Source organism: Pseudoalteromonas sp. Scap25 (genome assembly GCF_013394125.1).
In the GTDB taxonomy this organism is placed as follows: domain Bacteria; phylum Pseudomonadota; class Gammaproteobacteria; order Enterobacterales; family Alteromonadaceae; genus Pseudoalteromonas.
Genome location: NZ_CP041328.1, coordinates 239057 through 258638 on the forward strand (window position 1 = coordinate 239057; position 19582 = coordinate 258638).

Below are 19582 nucleotides of genomic sequence, written 5' to 3' on the forward strand. Positions count from 1 at the left end.
CATTGATGCTTAACCGCTTTTGAGTTTTATGAAACCGTTACTGAGTTGCTTATTTTTTTGTTTTGCTTTGTTTTATAGTGCTAGCAGTGGCGCTTACAACGAAGCGATGTGCATTCTTATAAAACAAGAAATGCAGCAATACAGCAATGACAAAACCAGCCGAAAGTACCGTAACGCTGCTCGCGACTACAAAAAAAACTGCAGCAATCCGGCTACACGTACTCAATCAACGGCAAAGCCTAAAGCGCAACCTATTATTGAACAACCCAAACCTAAAATTACTAAACAGCAAGTAAATGAGCCTGTTTCATCAGTTGTAACCCCCATTGGGCAAGAGCAAGCTAAGTCACCGCTTATACAGCAACTAGCAACAGCGCCCAATCAAAGTACAGAGCGCACTCAGAACACAACTGAACCAGCAGCAACTACCGAGCCTAATGAGCCGCAAACCAATAAAACAATAGCAGAACAAACTGATGCTCTAAAAAATGATCAATTTAGCATTGATACAACCCCCCAAAGCAACACAACTTCAGCTGTCACAAAAACCACGGTAGAGCCTTTACAAACGGCCATGCCGGTTACTGTAAATGCCACTGAGCAAGTTAAAGGCGTTGCCTCATCAATCCCTAAAGAATCAAACATGTTGTCGCTAGTATTACCCAGTGTGGCGCTACTCTTGGTGGTAATAGTTGGAGTTGTTGTATTGATGCGCCTGCGCAATGTTAAGCAAAATAACACGTCTGCTGAAACCAGTATGCCACTAGCTGCTCCTCCTACTAAGTGCGATGACAAGCAAAGTAGTACTGCTATTGATGAATCTAAGACTCTTGATACCAGCAAAAACGAGCCAAAAACAACAACCGAAAGTGTCGAGTTAGACGCAAGCGAAGTAAGCACCGTTAAAGTAAAGCAAGTACCGAATACCGCAGAGTTTGAAGCCGCCGCTAAAGCCACTTTAGAACGGATAAAAAATGCCACCGAGCATGCAGAGCCACAAGTAAGAGACTTTGACCCTGAAGCCAAACCAATCAAAAAACAGCGCAAGCCGGTTAATCAGCCTAGCGAGCCTGTACCAGCGACTAAAAAAGAAGCACCTATTGCAGCTGAGCCCATTTCGCCTCAACAGCCAAAGGCAGACTTACATTCGCCTAAACAACTGCGCTCACCGTTAATGCCATCTACCGAGCACGACTTTAAAGAGCCTGAAATACGCACCTTCGATCCCAACGCCCCCTTACCCACTAAAAAAAGTGCGATAAAACCAGAACAAGTAAAAGTATCGCCAGTTGAACCCACTAAGCCTAATATCCCGCCACAAAGCAGCAACCCATTTGCTAACTTATCGCTTGATGAAAGTTGGGATCCAAATTCTCCGCAAAAACCGAAAATAGAAGAAAAACAACGCGCCCCTAAATCACAAGCACTAATTGAAGCTGAAGAACGTGCAAAAAACATGCAAACAAAAGAATAATAGAGTACGCTGTACTTATTAAAAGGTGGCTTTAAATCTAGTACCAATTCGCTTAATTAAGTGGTCTATTTTGAGGCTGGAAAAACGCGTTGATAGCTAGGCAAAAGTTTTCTATTTAGTTGTTATAAAAAAGAATTTTTTAACGCAGGTAGCGACATATTTAGCCCCGTAAAATGATTAAGTATTATTGCGGATTGGTATAGTTTAAGCGTGCATTCAGTTTCACTCACTACAATAGCCTACTTTTTAAACAGCGCCACTCTCAACCTAATGGCTCAGAAGGAGTAAACTATACATATGCACGTGATGTTATCAGCTAAATTAAGATACCTTATTTTTACCGCATCTTTTTTTCTGATGGCTTTGGTGAGTGATTACAGTAACGCAATTGAAGCAATTCAACCTAAAGACGAGCAATCCACACACACCACTACTTTAAATATAAGTACCGGCGAATGGCCCCCTTTTATGAGTGAATCATTACCTCACCAAGGTGTAATTGCCCATTTGATCACCGACTTATTTGCACAAGCCAATATTAAGGTTAACTTTACCTTTTTACCTTGGCCGCGTGCTTACCACGACACCATTAATGATAAATACGCAGCCACCGCCGTATGGATGTTTGAACAACAACGCACTGAGGATTATTTTTACAGTGAACCTGTATTAAACGAGCGTTTTGTATTTTTTTATCACAAAAAACGCCCTTTTGATTGGCAAAACCTAAACGATTTAAAAGGCTTATTACTCGGTGGTGGGCTTGCTTACAGCTATGGCGAAGAGTTTGATAAAGCACTACAAGCGGGTCTATTTGATATGTCGCGAGTAAGTACCACAGAGCAAAACTTTAAACGCTTAGCTATGGGCAGAATTGACGCCTTTGCCGAAGAAAAAAGCGTCGGCTATTACATCTTGGCCAGTAAGTTACCTAACTTATTTAGCTCTATTAACCATCATCCCAAAGCTTTACTCATAAACCAAAGCTTTATGATGTTCCCTAAAAATAACAAATACAGTAAACAGCGGCTTGAAATTTTTAATCAGCAATTACTTAAATTTAAGCAAAACGGTCTTTATCAAGCCTACTTTGATGCGTTAGATAATGGCGCTTATCAGCCCACAAATAACGCCCTGGCTGACTGACCTGGCGGGGCTTTATTGTTTGGAACGCGGGTTTCAGGCTACGAGCTAGGTTTTAGCACAAGCTCGCTGCTCGTCACTCGAAGCCCGCTGCCTTTACCACCATAGCCGTTAAGCTTGTTGACGCGAAAAACACCGCTTTTAAATTACGTTACTTTCACGCCATTATTCGCCTCAAAAAATGAGGCAAATAGCATGCTTAATTGCCTCATTGTATTAATTGGTAAGTTGAAATCGTAGAAACCAGTTTTAGCTGTGATTATTTTAAACGCCAATTTCGGTTTCGAGCAACAAGCGACTGGCAACGAACACATCCGCGGCCTTTATCAATGCAGACGCACAACTTGCTGACGCGAAATGCACCGCTTTTAAAAATAAAGATTTACTTGCTCAACACTTTTGCACTTATTAGTGTTTAATCTTTCACTATTACCTGCTTGTGAGCAATAAAAAGTAACTTGCGAGCCCACTTTATATTGGTCAATCCCGCCTGATAACTTACTTACACTGAAATGAAAATCGCCATAGTCTGAGGCGATAAATCCAAACCCTCGATTTTTATCGAACATACGGATCTCACCAAACATACCGCCTTTAGCATTAGGGGTCTGTTCTTTAGCGAGTTTAATAAAGCAGCGGTCGTGGCTTTCTTCTGCAATTTCAAAAAGATTTGGCTTCTCTTTGATAAGCGCCTTTAAGCTAGCAACACTGTAACTTCTAAAATCAAACGATGAATCGAGCATTTTAAGCGCACTACCTAAGTCACCTAAATAAACAGGTTCATTCTTTTGTACACAACGTTTATAAGCCGTAATCAATAATGTATTTAAGTCTTTAAAAGCTTCTGAGTCATCTCTGTCTATTAAGTTTTTTGAAAATACAAAATTATGGCAAGCTTTAATAAGCCGCCCTGGCGTGCTTTCATTACCTATAGCCATTATGTGTAATCCTTTCTCTCTTATCCGCTGTGCTAAGCTGTAAAAGCCACCGTCACTTGATACAATACAGACTCCATTAATTCGTTGGTTATTATTTATAAGCTCAATTGCATCCATCACCAGTGCATAGTCAGCAGCATCTTTACCATAATGAAATTGTTGTTTGGGACTAGAGGCTGTTTTATGTAGTATGTTCTGCCAGTTACTGTGTTGTACAGATGTCCAATCTGCATAGACCCACTTAATTGCCACCGTGCCATATTTTTCAACTTCGTCGAGCACCGCTGAATAAGTGTTATAAGACGCATTTTCTCCATCAACTAAAACAGCAAATATTAAACTCATTTTTAATCCTTAAATAAGGGCAAAGAGCTGCCTAGTAAGCAGCTCTTACAGTTAGTTACTTACAAGCACCAGGGACACGGCATGCACAAGTTGAAGGAACATGACATGCATGATCTTCGCAACGTGCCATTTGTACTGACTCCATTGGATAAAGCTCAGCAGTAGGAAAAGCACCAAAATGCTTCTCATATACTGCTACCGTTGCATCAAATGAGCTTTGTAATTTGGATTGATCTTTATCACCATAGATTCCAAAATACGGATAGTGATGTAAGTAAAAACCGAATAAAACGTCACAATCATTTGTGTAACTTTGTGTATCTAAAATATGCTCGTGCCAAAACTTATCAACTAACTTGCTCGGAACGAGTGATAATTTGGGATACCACTTTTTAAGTGATAAGAATTTGCGGTATTCAAGTTCAGCAAAATCACACAGCTCATCATTCCAAGTTGCTTCAGCTGATTGCGTCAATTTCCATTTCAGTTTTTCAAAGTTCAGTACACAAACAGCAGAATGTAATTGCTCGTATATATTTTTACTTAACTGAAAAGTAGGCGATGGTTTAATTTCTACTAATTGTTCCATTAATTATTACCTCCATTTTTATTCAATTGCTTACCGCGATTCCCATGCACTTTGGCATATTGCTGATTCACACCCTCGTTACCTTTATTCGCATTTTTTTGGTTTGCTTCATTATCAGCAGGGCTTATTTTTTTAGCCATTACAGCCTCCTAAATTTAATTATTATGTGAACAACATTATTCACCTTCGCTTTAAATAGGATTCAAGATTTTTGCGAGCAATAAATGCCACAGGTTGAAAAGTTCCATTTTTGAATACGAAAATCAAACGGTAATCACCTAATTTAAAACGTATCAGGCTTGGGTCAATAGTGAGTTTTCGGCCGCCAATATCTCTATAATTATGACTTTGTAAAAGATGACTATATATATCTTTAGCCTCTGCTACGTAACGAGCAGATTGACATTTTGGGAGGGTTTTAAGTAAACGATTCATTGATTTCATTATTAAACTCCAGTTGGTTAACTGAGTTCAATAATGAACTTGTGCGGAGCACTACAAACACTTAATTTAAAATATTATGTAAATACTCCCATGCATCTTTATTCTCATTGATTTGAGCATCGATGCTATCACTTAATTCTTTAACTAATGGAAGCTGAAGTAGACGTTTATCAGTTACATTTTGAAGGATGCTCTTAGCCTCTATGCACTCTTTAGACTTAAGTTTTTTATCCGCTTTTATATAATTTTCTATGAAACTATGCCAATTAACATCCCTATCATAAAGAACATTCAGAGGAGATAAATCAGTAATACCCGTTTTTGAGCTTTGAAAAGGAGACGGCAGCTGTTCAGTGAATAAATTAAAGTTATTATCAATCAATTTATTTTTAATGTTATCAAATGAAGATCGAGATACCCCAAAAAACAACATTTCTGCACTGAGCTCTTTTTTAGCGAATCGGTCTAACAGTTTAAATTCACGCTTATTAACTGATGATTTGCTAACATAGTATTCTTGAAATATTTTTTTTGTGCCTGCCGTGCCAACTAATGTGTATAGGCACAAAGCATTATATATAGAGGCTCGTCGACCACGAATCACTCTATGCTCAACACGCTTACCATAATTAGGTAAGCTTGAAGCAATAATCGCCTTTCTATATTCAAGCATGCGGCTATTTGAAACATGCTTATCGGTTGATTCTTTATGCCCTTTTGTAAATATATTATTTAACGCATCATGAAGCTCTTTCGGTAACGTATCAGAAACTTTTTGTTTGATGTATAACTTTGCAATTTGAGGAATAAGTTCAATTTCAGTGTCAACTGTCTCAGCCATACTAGTACACTCTATCGCACAATATGTCTCTTAGTTCAGAACGCTTGTAATATTCATCTTTTGCGCTTGCAACGAGTTCATTCACAGCGGCCATGCCTTTTTTACAACTATAATAACGCTTTGTACTACGGTAACGACTATTTACTAAAACAAGTTCTCTATCGTAACGGTTATAAACTGCCTTAATAGCGCCTAAACAAACGCCCATTTTAATTGCTTCAACCTTCGATAAGCTAAATATACCTAATAAACTATTTTTATCTTCAACCACCTCTGAGCATGCAGCTGCGATATTATAGATTTTTTTAGCTTTCACCAACGCCTCTCCTGCGCATTCTCCAAGCTTTATAAATTGTTTTTTATTAAATAAAACAAAACTCTTTTCTTCTACTTTGGAATACTCATCGCACCCATAAGGCAACTCACTTTTGGCATAACTAGGCTGAGGATATAAAATTAGGATAAGAGCTAAAACAATAATATATTTCACTGCTTAACCTCCTTTCTACAAAACTTAAAGGCATGCCAAATAATGCCAAACGATATAAACGTATCAAAAATTAAAAACTGTTCATAATTAGTGCTATCTTCAAGCATTTCGAGCGCACTAAATAAATCCACCCCTTTAGAGGCACCAACAAAAGCCATACTCAAAAATATCAAAAGTAAGTAGTAAATATTTAAAATAACAACTTTAAGTAACGAATTAGCTGCCATAGCAAACCAATAGCGTTTAATAGGGTATGCCTTTAAATTAACCCTTAACGAATTTAAATTGAATAAAATTAAGCCAACTAATAAAGTTCTCGAAAATCGTTCAAATGGCGTTATCGTGTTGTAGCTACCCACCCCATTAATAAACTCTTGATCAAAAGGTAAATAATAAATAGAAATAAGCAAAAATAAACAAACTAAAAAAATAACAATGTGCAATAAATGATTAAAAATACCAACGGGTTGGTCCCTAAAAGTATATAAATCTTTCGGATTTGCAAACTTCCAGCTTTTTCTTTTTTTATTTAAAAATGACGATTCATTCTTAGTGAGTGGAACAAATTGGTATTTGCTTTCATCGGTATGTACAGCGTTATTTTTTTGCTCGTTAAGAGCAGAAGGGCTAGCAGTATATTCTGTATTTGTAGTAGTTGATTGCACCTACTTTCCTTGTAAATTTTTTTGCTAATTATGCCAACATACACATAAAACACAATAACTTATAGGAAAGACATAAACATATATAATATGTACTCTACAATACTAGGTATATTCACTGCTTTACCCGGCAACCAAAGGGCAATCAGTTTGCAATTAAGTTCTACTGCTAATAATTCATCCCTTAAGCTGAGCTTTTATCGCATTGCCTAAAAGGATTTAGGTACTTGGAATTTGTCGGGAACAAAATTCCGCCATGCTGCTATTACTCATCATTAATTCAATTTCGGGTGTGATCACGGGAAAGTTGTTTAGTAGTGTCCTTTAAATTTTACCGTGGGCGTACAGTTTGCTGACGTGAAAAGCGCAACTTTTAATATCTTTTTAAAAACGATGTTTCATAAATGGTTTGTTTAACCATGTTTTATAGTCTTTAGACAGCTGCGGAAAGTGCTGATACAGCATACTTTCCAGTGTTTCAGCAGTGAGTTTACTGCAAGGTGAATTTTGCTCGGCTAACATAACGCTTTTTAAAAACTGCTTGCCTTTGCTCGAGCCCATTAAAAAATATATCGCCGCCCAACTGCTCGCATAAAGTTTAGTGTCATCCGCTGTTTGCCATTTGTTATCTAAACCTATCAACCAATTAATAGTAAAAACACTTTGCGCTATGTGTTTGTTACTTATCCAACTTAGGTGAGGGTCAATGCTGACTAATTGCATGCTGTTGTTGGTATATTCAAAATATTCAGCCAGCCCTTCATTAAGCCAACGAGGAGTTGTGCCTAGTATTGCTTTGTTTATAGCATGCACCGCTTCGTGTATTGCTGTGCGCATTGCGTTTTGCTCGTTTCGATAATATATAAACGCAGAGTTAGTAGCATGAAAATATATACCATCTGTATTACTTGGATCTGCTCCGCGCTGTTTAATCGCTTGTTCGTAACGACTTCGCGTTGCGAATATGGTCAGGTTTAACCTTACCTTTTTTAATCCATCTGCCCCTATAATTTGGCCATACACTTTAAATACAGTATTTAGTTTTATCCGTAATTTTTCTGTAAACGACGGCGGTAAATTAGCGGCCTGTAGCGTTAATTCAAAGTAATCAAGCGGCTCAACAATGTCAGTATCAAGTGTTTCAACCGCAAAGTCTGGCTTAGTATCACTAAAATGGGGCACACCATGGCTATCAGTCCAAGTGTAAATATTGCCATTACGCTTATATTTAACTTCACCTAATGAAACATCGGTACAACGCGTTGTATCGGCTTGTGGTAAATGGTTTTGTATTACTTTTTTAGTGGTAAACGAGCCTGCAGAGGGTTCAATTAGGGTTTGATCTGCTTCTTCAACTATTTCGATTTCGGCTTTTATATCTTCGTAAATAGCCCGTACACTGCCAATAGGATCATGGTAGTTGATTACCCGCCCAGTTAGGTGGTTAGCAATAAGTGCCGCTACAATTAACAGCACAATAAATACAAATAGCACGCGCCATTTTGTGCTCAACATCTTTATCGTCGCTTTTTCCATTGGGCTTCAAATAAGCGTTTTTGTTCACCACGATATTCACTGCACCATACGAAATCGGATGATTGCATGCCTTTTGAACGGCAGCGCTTTGGTAAAGTATAAAATTCAGACCACGCAGCCAGCTTTTCAGGATCGCTATAGCTGTCGCTATGCAATTTCATATTAGGCATCTGCGTGCGCAATAATGCATTATTACTTGAGCTGTAAGCCGAAGAGCGTTGATGTGTTCGATTGGTTTGTTTGGGTTTATCACAATGCTTTGCAAGTTCTTCAAATAAAGATTTGAACCGTGCTTTTAACCGCTCACCTTCTTTCACCCTATAGCCTTGACGCAACCGTGAACGTATTGTTTCACGTTCTTTTACAATACTATCGCAATGTTCTTGCGAGTATTGCTCGTACGCTTGCGGGAAAGAAGTAAATAGACAAAGTAGTATCAATAAAATCCATTTAATCATTATTTATCCCTAAATTGAGTGCTGTGTTCCGTTGAGCGCCTAGGGTGAATATAGAGGATTGAATCTAAAATAGAAACAGATAGTTTAAGCGAATTGTTAAATCATGCCTGAGCGCAATTGTTGGAGCAGTTTGTGGCGGGAATTTTTAATTGCAAATTTAAGTAGAAGTCGCGTTGGCGACGGCAACCGAGGGGCGTTATTTACTACGTTAAAGCGTTGCTCTCTCCTTGGATCTCCACTGCTCCTCAAACATTTTCTATAAAGCAAAATATAAACGCTGGTGTTGCTTTGACTTTTACCCTTTTTTTAGTATGTTAATTGTTCAACTATAAAGGAGAAAGTTACATGGATGGTCAATTACCATTATTTGATGAAATACCAAATAAGTATGAACACACAGGCTCGCCACAAGAATCAAACCGTAAGTTTTGTACTGAACTAGAAGAAGATCTAACCTCTATTGGCTTTACTGAATGTACAGACTCTCAACCTCAACAGCAGAAATATATTAAGCGTGCAGCCTATCAAGATATGTACGGCAGTACACGCCACAGTACTTTTTTGATACATCATAAAACTAAAGGCTTATTAAGAATAGAAGCTCATAGACAAGTACAAAGCGGCTCTGTCGACCAAAAATTCCCATTCTTTTATGAGTCATTAAGTAATGCACCAGAGAAAACTGTGGTTATTGTTTTCGATGGAAAAGGCTATAAAAAAGAAGCATATGATTGGTTATTAACACAAACTGAAAATCGTATAGCAAAAGTATTTAAAGTATTTTCTTCAAAAGAAGACTTTCTTAATTATCTTATTAACGAGTAAATGTCGCGTTGGCGACGGCAACCAAAGAGAAGTAATCGCCGACTTCTCTTTGGAATTTCTCGGCGCCCCGAGGATCACACTATTTCCTCAATTTAAATTAATAATATGAACGCAAACGCGATGAAACACGTCCGTGTGTAAGCATCGCTTAACGCGCATCCATGCGCTGCTATTACTCATCATTAATTCAATTTCGGGTGTGGTCACGGGGAAATTTTCTTGGCAGCAGTCTTTAATTTAATAATGAGTTAATGCTTGTTTACATTGCATTTTTTAGTAAACTGAATGCTCGCAAACAGGGAGCGATTTAATGCAACAGATTGGTATTTACGAGCAGTTAATTACGCAAGTAATTGAGCAAAATTTAAATCGTGACCAATTTTATGTGGGCGAACGCCAACTAGAATCGGCTGAAGCGGCTACGTGGCTTTCGCGCTTTTTAGGTAAACTTGTTGAACATGCGATTGATGCAATCCCTAATTCAAGCGAGCGTTTGCACGAGCAAATAAACCTCGCAAACAGCCTTGTGCTGTGGCTTAAAGATCATATCCGCGATGATGAACTAATCAACGAAAACCTTATCGACAGCCAAGGCCGTATTCTTACTGCACTGTTTAATACCCAAAATCCCATTGCTGCAAATCTTAAAGATTACTCTCACGATATTTTTCCGCTAACGGGGCTTACACAAAGCGAATTATTTAGCGGTGCAAATGCTGGGATCTCACTCGAAACCGAGCTAAAACGCGAGATTAAATCGTCCGACACTATTTACTGGCTTGTTTCATTTATAAAATGGACGGGGCTGCGCATATTTAAAAATGAGCTTGAAGCGTTTACCAAAAGCGGCAATAAACTCAAAGTAATTACCACCTCGTACATGGGTGCAACGGATGCTAAAGCGGTGGAGTTTTTAGCAAACTTGCCAAACACTGAGGTAAAACTTAGTTACAACAATCAGCAAGAGCGCTTGCATGCAAAGTCATATTTGTTTATGCGTAATACGGGTTTTCATACCGGTTATATTGGTTCGTCTAATTTATCGCATTCAGCGCTTACCAGCGGCCTTGAGTGGAACTTAAAAATTACCGCGCAAGAAATCCCGCACATCATAGCTAAAACCAAAAGTACCTTTGAAACCTATTGGCAATCGCCAGATTTTGAATTATTTACTGGCAAAGCTGAATGTAAAGAAAAGCTCATAAATTCACTTAATGAGCAACGCGGTGTTGGCCAAGCAAGCAGCCAGTTTTATTTTGATATAACACCAAAAAACCATCAACTCGCTATTTTAGAAAAACTAAGCGTTGAACGTAGCGTGCATAATCGCTTTAAAAATTTAGTGGTTGCCGCAACCGGCACAGGTAAAACAATAATATCGGCGTTCGACTTTAAAACCATTTACGATAAAAACCCAAACGCACACTTTTTGTTTGTAGCCCACCGCGAAGAAATACTCAAACAAGCGCAAAGCGCTTACCGCGGCGTGTTTAAAAATAACGACTTTGGTGAGCTGTGGGTGGGTAACTACAAGCCACAGCGTTACAACCAATTATTTGCATCAATCCAAACGCTGAACAGCCAAATTGAATCGCTCAATTTAACCAGCGATTACTACGATTACATAGTTATAGACGAAGTACACCACGTAAGCGCTGCAAGCTATCGCGCTATATTAAATCACTTTACGCCCACAATATTACTTGGCTTAACCGCAACACCAGAGCGCCAAGACGGCGCCAATATACTCGATGATTTTTGTGGGGTAATAGCCGCTGAAATTCGCTTGCCAGAGGCAATAAACCAACGCCACTTATGCCCATTTCAATACTTTGGATTAGATGATGACACCGACCTAAGCCAAATAACATGGCGTGGTGGCCGTTACGATATAAGCGAATTAAGTAACCTTTATACAGGCGAGAACAGCCGCGCTAACAAAATTATATCCAGCCTTACTGATATAGTGACTAATGTTCACAACATTAAAGCGTTGGCATTTTGCGTAAGTCAAAAACACGCAGAGTTTATGGCATCTAAGTTTAACTTAGCAGGCATAAGCACCGATGTGCTGACCAGCAGAAACACAAATGAGCGCGCAGCCAAACAACAAGCACTGCGACAAGGTGAAATACAAATACTGTGTGTAGTTGATATTTTTAACGAAGGGGTCGATATTCCAGAGGTCGATACTCTGTTATTTTTACGCCCAACGGAAAGCCTAACGCTGTTTTTACAACAATTAGGCCGTGGCCTGCGCCTGCCCGACAACAGCCAAAAGCAATGCTGTACCGTACTCGACTTTGTAGGCAACGCCCGACCAGAATACGACTTTGCCAGTAAGTTCCGCGCATTAATTGGTAAAAGTAATCAACCAATTAAAACCGAGATCGAAAACAACTTCCCACATTTACCGCTGGGTTGCCGTATTGAGCTGCAAAAACGTACACAACAAACAATTCTAAAAAACATTCAGCAAGCCATAAACACTAAACGCCGTTTACAGCAGCTGATAAATAGCTATTCGCAACATACCAATGACACGCTAACGCTAAGTAATTTTTTACGCATAAACCCACAAGTCACGCTTGAAGATATTTACAAACCAAAAGATAAAAAGCTCGGTGGCTGGCACTGGCTAAAAGGCGATGAAATACCTGCCGAGCAAGCCGATATTTACGCCGCGTATTATCGCGCAATCAACACCCAATTACTCGGCTGCAACTCGCTCAGCTACTTATGCTTTTTACGTGATTTATGTAATAACGACTTTAGTTTTACGCCAACGTCGCAAAACCAACAGTACGCGCTTATGGCGCATTACAATTTTTGGGATGCCACAGGCACAAGTTTAGGGTTTAAAACCCTCGAACAGAGCTTACAAGCACTTAAACACAAAAAGCTACAACAAGAACTTGCCCAAGTGATCGCGCTTTTAATAAACCGCATTCACCAGCAAGAAAGCGATTTAACGTGCTTACCAAACCACGCAATAAAATTACACAGCCGCTACACACGCCAACAAATACTCGCCGCATTTGGGGCGCACTCGTTTGATAAAAAATCGACCGCCCGTGAAGGTGTTTTAGAATTTAAAAGCCAGAACTTAGAGCTGCTTTTCGTCACGCTCAACAAGTGCGAAAAAACCTACTCACCCACCACGCTGTATCACGACTTCGCAATCAGCCCCACCCTGTTTCATTGGCAAACGCAAAACAGCGCCCGCCCAGAAAACGGCCGCGGCCTTAGTTACTTACAACACCAACAAACGGGCAAAACCATCCTGTTATTTGTGCGCGAACAAGGCAAAGACGAAAACGGCCGAACCATGGGGTTTGTAAACTATGGCAAGGTTAAATACCAAAGCCACAACGGCAGCCAGCCTATGAATATAACGTGGGAGTTAACCAGCCCCATGCCAAGTGAAATGTGGCATGGGGCTGGGAAATTAGCGGTTGGGTGATTATGCTACTGTTATTTTGTTTTTTATTAGTTCCATATATTAACTTTTAATGTTCTAAATTAAGTTAAATAGTTCAAGAATCTAATCCCTACAGTCAATATGGTTTGATTTAAAAATATCTATACCAATTTTGCGTAACCTTTCAATCCAACATTCGGCCATTTCATTACCGATATTAAAATGACTTATAGCTATCTCTTTTAAAATACGATGCTCATTTTCAATTGTAGAAGGCATAAGCCCAGCATCATCAGTGTTCACACAAACAGTAATAGGTCCGGTGCGAATACCAAAACGATTAAATTTTTCGCCTGTATTAAGTAAACTACTATCTACAGGATACCATCGATAGACAGGGTGCTCTGAATAGCACTTAAACCGACCAATATAAATGTTAGATGTTGGACAAGCCTCAATAACGACACCTTTTTTGCTATATTTCTCGATCAAATAATCTTGAAGAGCTTCATAAAAATCAAGTTCAAAGTCATCGACAACCTCACTATACTTATCATTTATAAAGGGAGCATGGTCGCCTCCAAAATAAACACTAACAATTTTTTCAGCCGCATTTATTTTTTTAATTCCATTATCAGTATATTCTTTCCAATACTTAATAGCCTCTGAATTCATATTAATTCTTTTCGATTTAAAATCAGGTAACCAAGCCGCAGCCTCTTCACTACTATTATTTAGCTCTGTATCAAAATATTCTGGGCAATTTCGTCTTAAACGCCAAGCTTCAAACAAGGTATATTTAGATCTATCCTCATCAAATAATTTATGACTCCACTTTGATATTTTCCTCTCAAAAACAGCTAACATTACATTAAACCGTGGGGCTTTTTTCGTAACCTCAATAGCATGATTATATGCCCACACTAAATTATCTAAATGTGAACTCAAAGGGACGTATGAACGCTGCTGGCGAGAAGCCCACTTTTTAACGTCAATTCCTAATGCTAGAGCATGGCCTACTCTGTCACTAGATTCGTAATCACAAAACTCTATTGTTTCATCAATGGTTCTTAAACCAGTCAATAAATGGCTGAAATCTTCTCCGGCATGAATACTTAAATGCAGTTTTCTTTGAGGGACAAAATGTTTATTATCTGGTCGATAAGCGTTCTTTCTTAACACTCGTATCGAGGGGGCAAAAACCTCAATTGGAAAATGATTTTCATTACCTGAAACATCAATTCCTCGAATCAGCGCGCATAAATTTAAACTTTGCACTTTCGAATTACCTAGCTTTTCATACTCATATTTTTGTAATGTTGAAGATGTAAAGACTTTTTGCAGCCTACGTAACGATTTTAATAGTTCTAATCGCTTTGTTGTATAACGCTTATCATATATTTGAAGGTTTTCTTTGGCATGATAGTTTTGTTTAAACGAACGACTAAAATGAAAGGTAAATTGCTTATTTTTAAACTGATTCTTTTCTATAAAATCAAAACCAAACTTAGTTAACTGCCTTGCTGTAACTGTTTGCTCTGATATTTTAAATTCACGCAACGTATTTTTATCTGAGTCACTTTCATAACTATGTTTACCATATGCTATGACTTGACCATGGCTCTGTCTCGGTTTAAAAGAGAAGTGCTCAATAAAACTTGTTAGACCCACACCAGAACTAATCATCATAGAGCGTAAAATATTATTTCCCGTTATGTAAGCACTCAGTTTATATAACCAAAGGTCGCAGCTTGCGCCAACATCCCCATGATGCACTAACGCTATAGCTATTAATAACCACATCTTATTTGAGTCTTGTCTATTACAATTAATGGCAGCATTAAGTAGCTTAGTTACGTTATTATTTTTAGAGTCTGTAGTTAGTAGATCTCCAATACTTTCATCAGGAATTGTCCAAAACTGAGGACGTTGCCAATCTACTTTATTACATTTGCTGTTACCCTTACTCAGTGCTGCTATTAAATCGTTGAACAACAACTTTATAAGAACTGGTAACTCGTTAATATTACGCTCACCACTTGAATATTTGGTAAACTCGGGTAGTTTCGGAGTCGATGTGCTGTTGTCATAAAATGATTTAGGTTTGCTTTTTAAAAATAAAGATACTTCAGCTAGAGCTGGAGTATAATTACCGTTCCCGCCTAAATGTACATGATTATCTGCATATTTCTTTTGACTAAACCCTTTAGGGAATGCAGAAAAGCATTGTTCGTCTATTAATTCACTTACGTTATCTACGTGTAGTAAATTTTGTTTTAGTTTATCGCTGTAACCTATTGCTATAAGCCAAACAGGATCTATTTTTGATAAAATAGCAGACCAATGCTTTAAATTGTTTTCATTAACAGTAAAGTTTGAACCTTGCCAAACGAGTAACTTTTGTTGCATTGCCTGTAATTGCTTTAATACTGAGCTTGCCTGATAGCCACTCCCCCAGATATTATTTATAGCTTTATTATCATCACGTCGGTGCATGTTTTCTAAGTAAAATTGGTGATCAAATAACGCTAAATCAGCAGCTTCATTAGCAGCTCTCTCTCTATTTAAAGTGAGCTTGCCATCTCCGCATTGTACATAAAATTCAAGCCATCTATCTGAACGAAGCCGCGTGACGGGTGCCAACCATTCAAGATCGAGTAATAGCATTTTTATATACTCTTCAAATTGTCAATGTAGAATTTTACCTTTTCAATTCTTCCATTATATTTGATTTTGAGTAGTGTACATATTAGTTTAGCCCTAGCGATCACAAGTTGCTTATTCTTCTCTTTAGAATTTTCATCCCAAGCAGCTATATCCTCTTCGCTTACCCCAAACATCAAGCTATGATCACTACTATCTAGGTTTTGTTTCTTTAGTAACTTTTCTTGTAAGAATTTGAAATCCTCTAATGGAATTGGCTTGATATTTAACTCTGATATTTTTGTTTCTTCCAAGTCTGATTCGGTTATATCATTACTACGATTATTTTTTTTAATTAATAATTGAAAAGCACCATTTTTAAGTTCTTCATTCTCCAGTAATTGGAAGATAGGATGATTTGCAATAGCTTGTAGTAGAAGGGCTTTGTGTTCAATATCACCTCCTAAATCATCTTTTATTTCACTGAATGGTTTATTATCTTTGGAATCTGTAAAGTTGAAAAAATACCCTACGTTATCTCTTAAAGGTGGTGAGTAACGACGGTGCTCTCCAAAATTTCGGATTAAATTTAAATTACTTGTGAAAGCTACATTTTGTAATACAACAGGGCTTGGCTTCATAAAGGTCGCAAATGCATTAATTACGATGTACTTGAACCTTAAAGCTAAATCAGTCAGGGTTTCATTTTTATAATCATTTGAGGCGCTTTTTTGAATTCTATCTTTCAATAAACGTAACTGGGTAAATGACTTATTAAAAACCGAATATATAATAGGCATCAAAGAATCATTTTTATAATATTTTAAATTAGATAAGTATTTGACCTCCCATGTAGCTATATCAGATGAAAGTTCTCTGATTGTAATATTTGATACTAATTTAATTTCCTCTTCATCAGTCAGCTCTTCTTCTGGACCAATATTAAATGCTTTAGTCGGAAATAAAGCGGGAACTGTATAAAATGGCGTTCTACTAAATAAGTCTTTTAAAATTGATTCCCAATGATGTAATCTTTTATCTAAGTAATCTTTATTCTCAACTTCGAGTTTGAAATCGAAATTAAGTAATGAAATAGCCAATAGTTCATAAGCTCGACTAAAAAATATTTGCCTTTGTGTTTTTAAAGTTAAATCGTAGTAGTTGTTATATGTAAAAATATCTAGGAGCATACGTTTATCATTTCGCGAATCTTGCTCTTTACCTTTAGAAGTCGTTTCTTGTATATTTTCGTCAGTTATTGATTCACTGGTTAATTTAAACTTTCCGTAAAAATGTTCAATTATAGGCATGCTCCTATATACCTTTTTATTTTTGAACTCTTCAAAATGCTGACTCATTCTTTTTACAAGTTCATTATCTGCATTCAATTTATCTGAAACTTGTTCTCCAAAAAATAGCTTGCCTTGCCATTTAGGTGTCAAGTCGTTCATTTGTAATATTGGATTAAATGAATGTAATTTATTTAAAGTTATATAATCATTAGCTTCTTTTACCTTGGAGTTTTCTATTTGCAGTGCTGTAACTGCATTTGAATAAGCTACACTATTTTGCTTTAATCTTGCCCACACAATATAGCGTTGCCATAATTCAGCGCGGTTTTCTTTTGTTAGTTCACTAGGAGAAAAATCTCGAACTAATTGGGTAACTTCACGAGCTGAATCAGGCTTTGGCCAATCACAGCTTTTTTCTTCACTATTCAATGGACCAAATAAGCAAGAAATAAATTTAGTCATATAGTCTTTATAACTTAATGGTTCACGCTTTTCTGTATCGCCAAAATCATAAATAATCATACCAGGTAAAAGTCTATCTATTGGTTCTAAGCTGATTCGATTATGGTGGGGTATTACTTTTTTTAGATACTCTTGCGTTAACTGTTCAGCTTTTTGACTTCCAATTATTTCGTTTGATTTGTCACCTTCGTCTTTTGTGAATCGATTTTCTATTATTGGTTCATATAACTCTAGATCACCTGTAATTATAGGAATTATTTTAGGACAACCTAATAATCGGCGCACAATATCTAAAACATCATATGCACGGGCTAATGCCATATCAATATCATCTATAGGTAGAACAATTGCATCAACGTCTAATATTTTTCTGCATTCATTAATATAACTATCAAAATGTTTAACTAACTGTATTCCACTACGGTATTTGATTACGCGATCCAAACCACTCAAACCATCTTCTAAATTTTCCTGTTTTCCTAGTGATTTTGATACGATTCTTAAGGATTGATAAAATGAATCCTGATTAACAGTATTACATTGTTTTGATTCTAAATACGTTTCCACTTCATTATATAAATGTGCAATTATGACATTAGCAAAATTATCATGATCTACTAAAAGGGTTGGATCAATAGAGTCGCAAAAATGTGCTTTCACATCCAAATCATTTTCATCTTTATACTTTTTCCAAAAGCCTTTTATATTTTGTAAAAAAACTGTTTTTCCTGTTCCTCTTGCACCACCAATGAATATTGCATCATGAATAATTGTAGGGTTATTACCTTCATTATCCTTATGCTTTTTTGCTTGTTTTATTGTTTTTGCTAATCGCTGATTAAATTCAAATACTGCATCCTGTTGCCATATTTCACCTTCTTGAATATTTCTTTCAAAATCTACTTTGTTTAAATCTAATACTATTGGCATTTTTTCTCTTTTTCTTATTGAATCAATCATAATTTCCCTTTTTATTTTTTTGTCCAATTAAGTAATAATTCATTAGCAGATAAGTAATCACCAATGATGTCGCGTTGACGTTCATTTAGCTGCAACTCTATAATTTTAGTAAATTTAGAAGTCAATTCGTCTAGCTTAATATCTTTTAGATATTTTTTTTCTTCATCTACTTGGCTAACTTCCCATTCAAGAGATTGAAGTAAAAAGTAATACTTTTCACTTCTAGACCAGCTGCGAGTATATCCATACTGTTTATTTGATAAGTAACAAATAAAATAACTTAGCAAAAAACCACCAGAAAGTAATAAAATGATATCAGCCGTTTTAAACACAACCAGAGCAAAAACATAAAAGACAAAAATAAAGAAATTAAAGAGCCTTAAACCAAACAATAGTTTTTTTTCGCCCTCACTTTTCATCAAGTGTATAAAAAAATAGTAGTAAAGCACGAGAATCAAAGGCATTAATAATAGCCATAAGTAATTAAAAGGGTCGAATTTTAAGTTTAAGTTAATACCTGTTAATTTAAGGTTTATAGCGATTAAGGTACTTGCTATAAAAAGAAATAAGGAAAAGCTTCCAAGCCTTCGCGCTATAAGATGATTAGGTTTGGCTTTTTTTCTGTTTTCTTCAAAATCACTTTTTAGAGATTTAATTTCTTTAAGTAAAGATTCTTTTGTCATTTTCATTCTCATTATTTATATTAAAAGAAAATTTCTGTAGTAAATATTGCATCAATCATTTATTCAAATGAACTATGTATAGCATGTAGACAACTCTCATATATAATCATGTTCACCAATCTACCAACTCACTCCAACTCCCCGTGATCACACCCGAAAGTTATCAATTGATGAGTAATCACTTGCATGGATGCAAGTTAAGCCGTGACTTCGCCATGGACGGCGAATACACGGCGATTACGTTCACATCAATTTTTAATTTGAGGACACAGTGTGATCCTCGGGGCGCCGTGGGATTCCAAAGGGCGGTCGGCGGCAGCCGCCCTTTGGTTGCCATCGCCAACGCGATAAAACCTCGAATAGAGGTTATTAAATC

Annotated in this window: 16 protein-coding genes; 4 read left to right on the top strand and 12 right to left on the bottom strand. The window is 37.1% G+C overall.

All coding sequences use genetic code 11. From position 1 onward, the window contains the following. Positions 1-28: 28 nt before the first annotated feature. Both FLM54_RS16535 and FLM54_RS16540 read left to right on the top strand, forming a co-directional pair. Positions 29-1474 (top strand): hypothetical protein, encoded by a 1446-nt coding sequence (locus FLM54_RS16535; protein ID WP_178957001.1) that lies wholly within the window; start codon positions 29-31, stop codon positions 1472-1474. Between the two features lie 297 nt (positions 1475-1771). Beyond that, positions 1772-2620, top strand: a complete 849-nt coding sequence (locus tag FLM54_RS16540) for a substrate-binding periplasmic protein (RefSeq protein WP_178957002.1) — start codon at positions 1772-1774, stop codon at positions 2618-2620. A 365-nt stretch (positions 2621-2985) separates the two neighbouring features. Here FLM54_RS16540 and FLM54_RS16545 read toward each other — a convergent pair whose 3' ends face one another. The 9 genes from FLM54_RS16545 to FLM54_RS16585 all read right to left on the bottom strand — a co-directional run bounded on the left by FLM54_RS16545 (position 2986) and on the right by FLM54_RS16585 (position 8920). Then, a complete protein-coding gene (locus FLM54_RS16545) occupies positions 2986-3900 on the bottom strand; it encodes an NYN domain-containing protein (protein WP_178957003.1) in 915 nt (304 codons plus the stop codon). Positions 3901-3955: 55 nt separating this feature from the next. Beyond that, entirely contained in the window at positions 3956-4489 is a 534-nt protein-coding gene (locus FLM54_RS16550) for a glycine-rich domain-containing protein (RefSeq protein ID WP_178957004.1), read from the bottom strand. Next, positions 4489-4629: a hypothetical protein gene (locus FLM54_RS16555; protein ID WP_165489696.1), complete on the bottom strand. Its 141-nt coding sequence runs from the start codon at positions 4627-4629 to the stop codon at positions 4489-4491. The genes FLM54_RS16550 and FLM54_RS16555 overlap by 1 nt, the downstream gene beginning before the upstream one ends. Before the next feature lie 40 nt (positions 4630-4669). Beyond that, positions 4670-4933 (bottom strand): hypothetical protein, encoded by a 264-nt coding sequence (locus FLM54_RS16560; RefSeq protein ID WP_178957005.1) that lies wholly within the window; start codon positions 4931-4933, stop codon positions 4670-4672. Between the two features lie 61 nt (positions 4934-4994). Further along, positions 4995-5774, bottom strand: coding sequence for a hypothetical protein (locus FLM54_RS16565; RefSeq protein WP_178957006.1), 780 nt, complete (start codon positions 5772-5774; stop codon positions 4995-4997). Between the two features lies 1 nt (position 5775). Beyond that, positions 5776-6264 (bottom strand): hypothetical protein, encoded by a 489-nt coding sequence (locus tag FLM54_RS16570; protein WP_178957007.1) that lies wholly within the window; start codon positions 6262-6264, stop codon positions 5776-5778. Beyond that, positions 6261-6929, bottom strand: a complete 669-nt coding sequence (locus FLM54_RS16575; RefSeq protein WP_178957008.1) for a hypothetical protein — start codon at positions 6927-6929, stop codon at positions 6261-6263. The genes FLM54_RS16570 and FLM54_RS16575 overlap by 4 nt, the downstream gene beginning before the upstream one ends. 381 nt (positions 6930-7310) lie before the next feature. Then, the gene (locus tag FLM54_RS16580) at positions 7311-8441 is read right to left on the bottom strand and encodes a DUF1570 domain-containing protein (RefSeq protein ID WP_178957009.1); all 1131 of its coding nucleotides are present in this window, start codon (positions 8439-8441) and stop codon (positions 7311-7313) included. Positions 8442-8443: 2 nt separating this feature from the next. Further along, positions 8444-8920, bottom strand: coding sequence for a hypothetical protein (locus tag FLM54_RS16585; protein WP_178957010.1), 477 nt, complete (start codon positions 8918-8920; stop codon positions 8444-8446). Positions 8921-9265: 345 nt separating this feature from the next. Here FLM54_RS16585 and FLM54_RS16590 point away from each other — a divergent pair, with 345 nt between their 5' ends. Further along, complete coding sequence (locus FLM54_RS16590) at positions 9266-9745, top strand: PD-(D/E)XK nuclease superfamily protein (protein ID WP_178957011.1); 480 nt, start codon at positions 9266-9268, stop codon at positions 9743-9745. A gap of 310 nt (positions 9746-10055) precedes the next feature. Further along, the gene (locus tag FLM54_RS16595) at positions 10056-13208 is read left to right on the top strand and encodes a DUF3427 domain-containing protein (protein ID WP_178957012.1); all 3153 of its coding nucleotides are present in this window, start codon (positions 10056-10058) and stop codon (positions 13206-13208) included. An 81-nt stretch (positions 13209-13289) separates the two neighbouring features. On the opposite strand, the gene FLM54_RS16600 is transcribed toward FLM54_RS16595, so the two are convergent. The 3 genes from FLM54_RS16600 to FLM54_RS16610 are packed head-to-tail and all read right to left on the bottom strand — an operon-like array spanning position 13290 to position 19206. Then, positions 13290-15833 (bottom strand): hypothetical protein, encoded by a 2544-nt coding sequence (locus FLM54_RS16600; RefSeq protein WP_178957013.1) that lies wholly within the window; start codon positions 15831-15833, stop codon positions 13290-13292. Positions 15834-15835: 2 nt separating this feature from the next. Beyond that, the gene (locus FLM54_RS16605; RefSeq protein ID WP_178957014.1) at positions 15836-18523 is read right to left on the bottom strand and encodes a hypothetical protein; all 2688 of its coding nucleotides are present in this window, start codon (positions 18521-18523) and stop codon (positions 15836-15838) included. Between the two features lie 11 nt (positions 18524-18534). Next, positions 18535-19206: a hypothetical protein gene (locus FLM54_RS16610; RefSeq protein WP_178957015.1), complete on the bottom strand. Its 672-nt coding sequence runs from the start codon at positions 19204-19206 to the stop codon at positions 18535-18537. Positions 19207-19582: the final 376 nt, after the last annotated feature.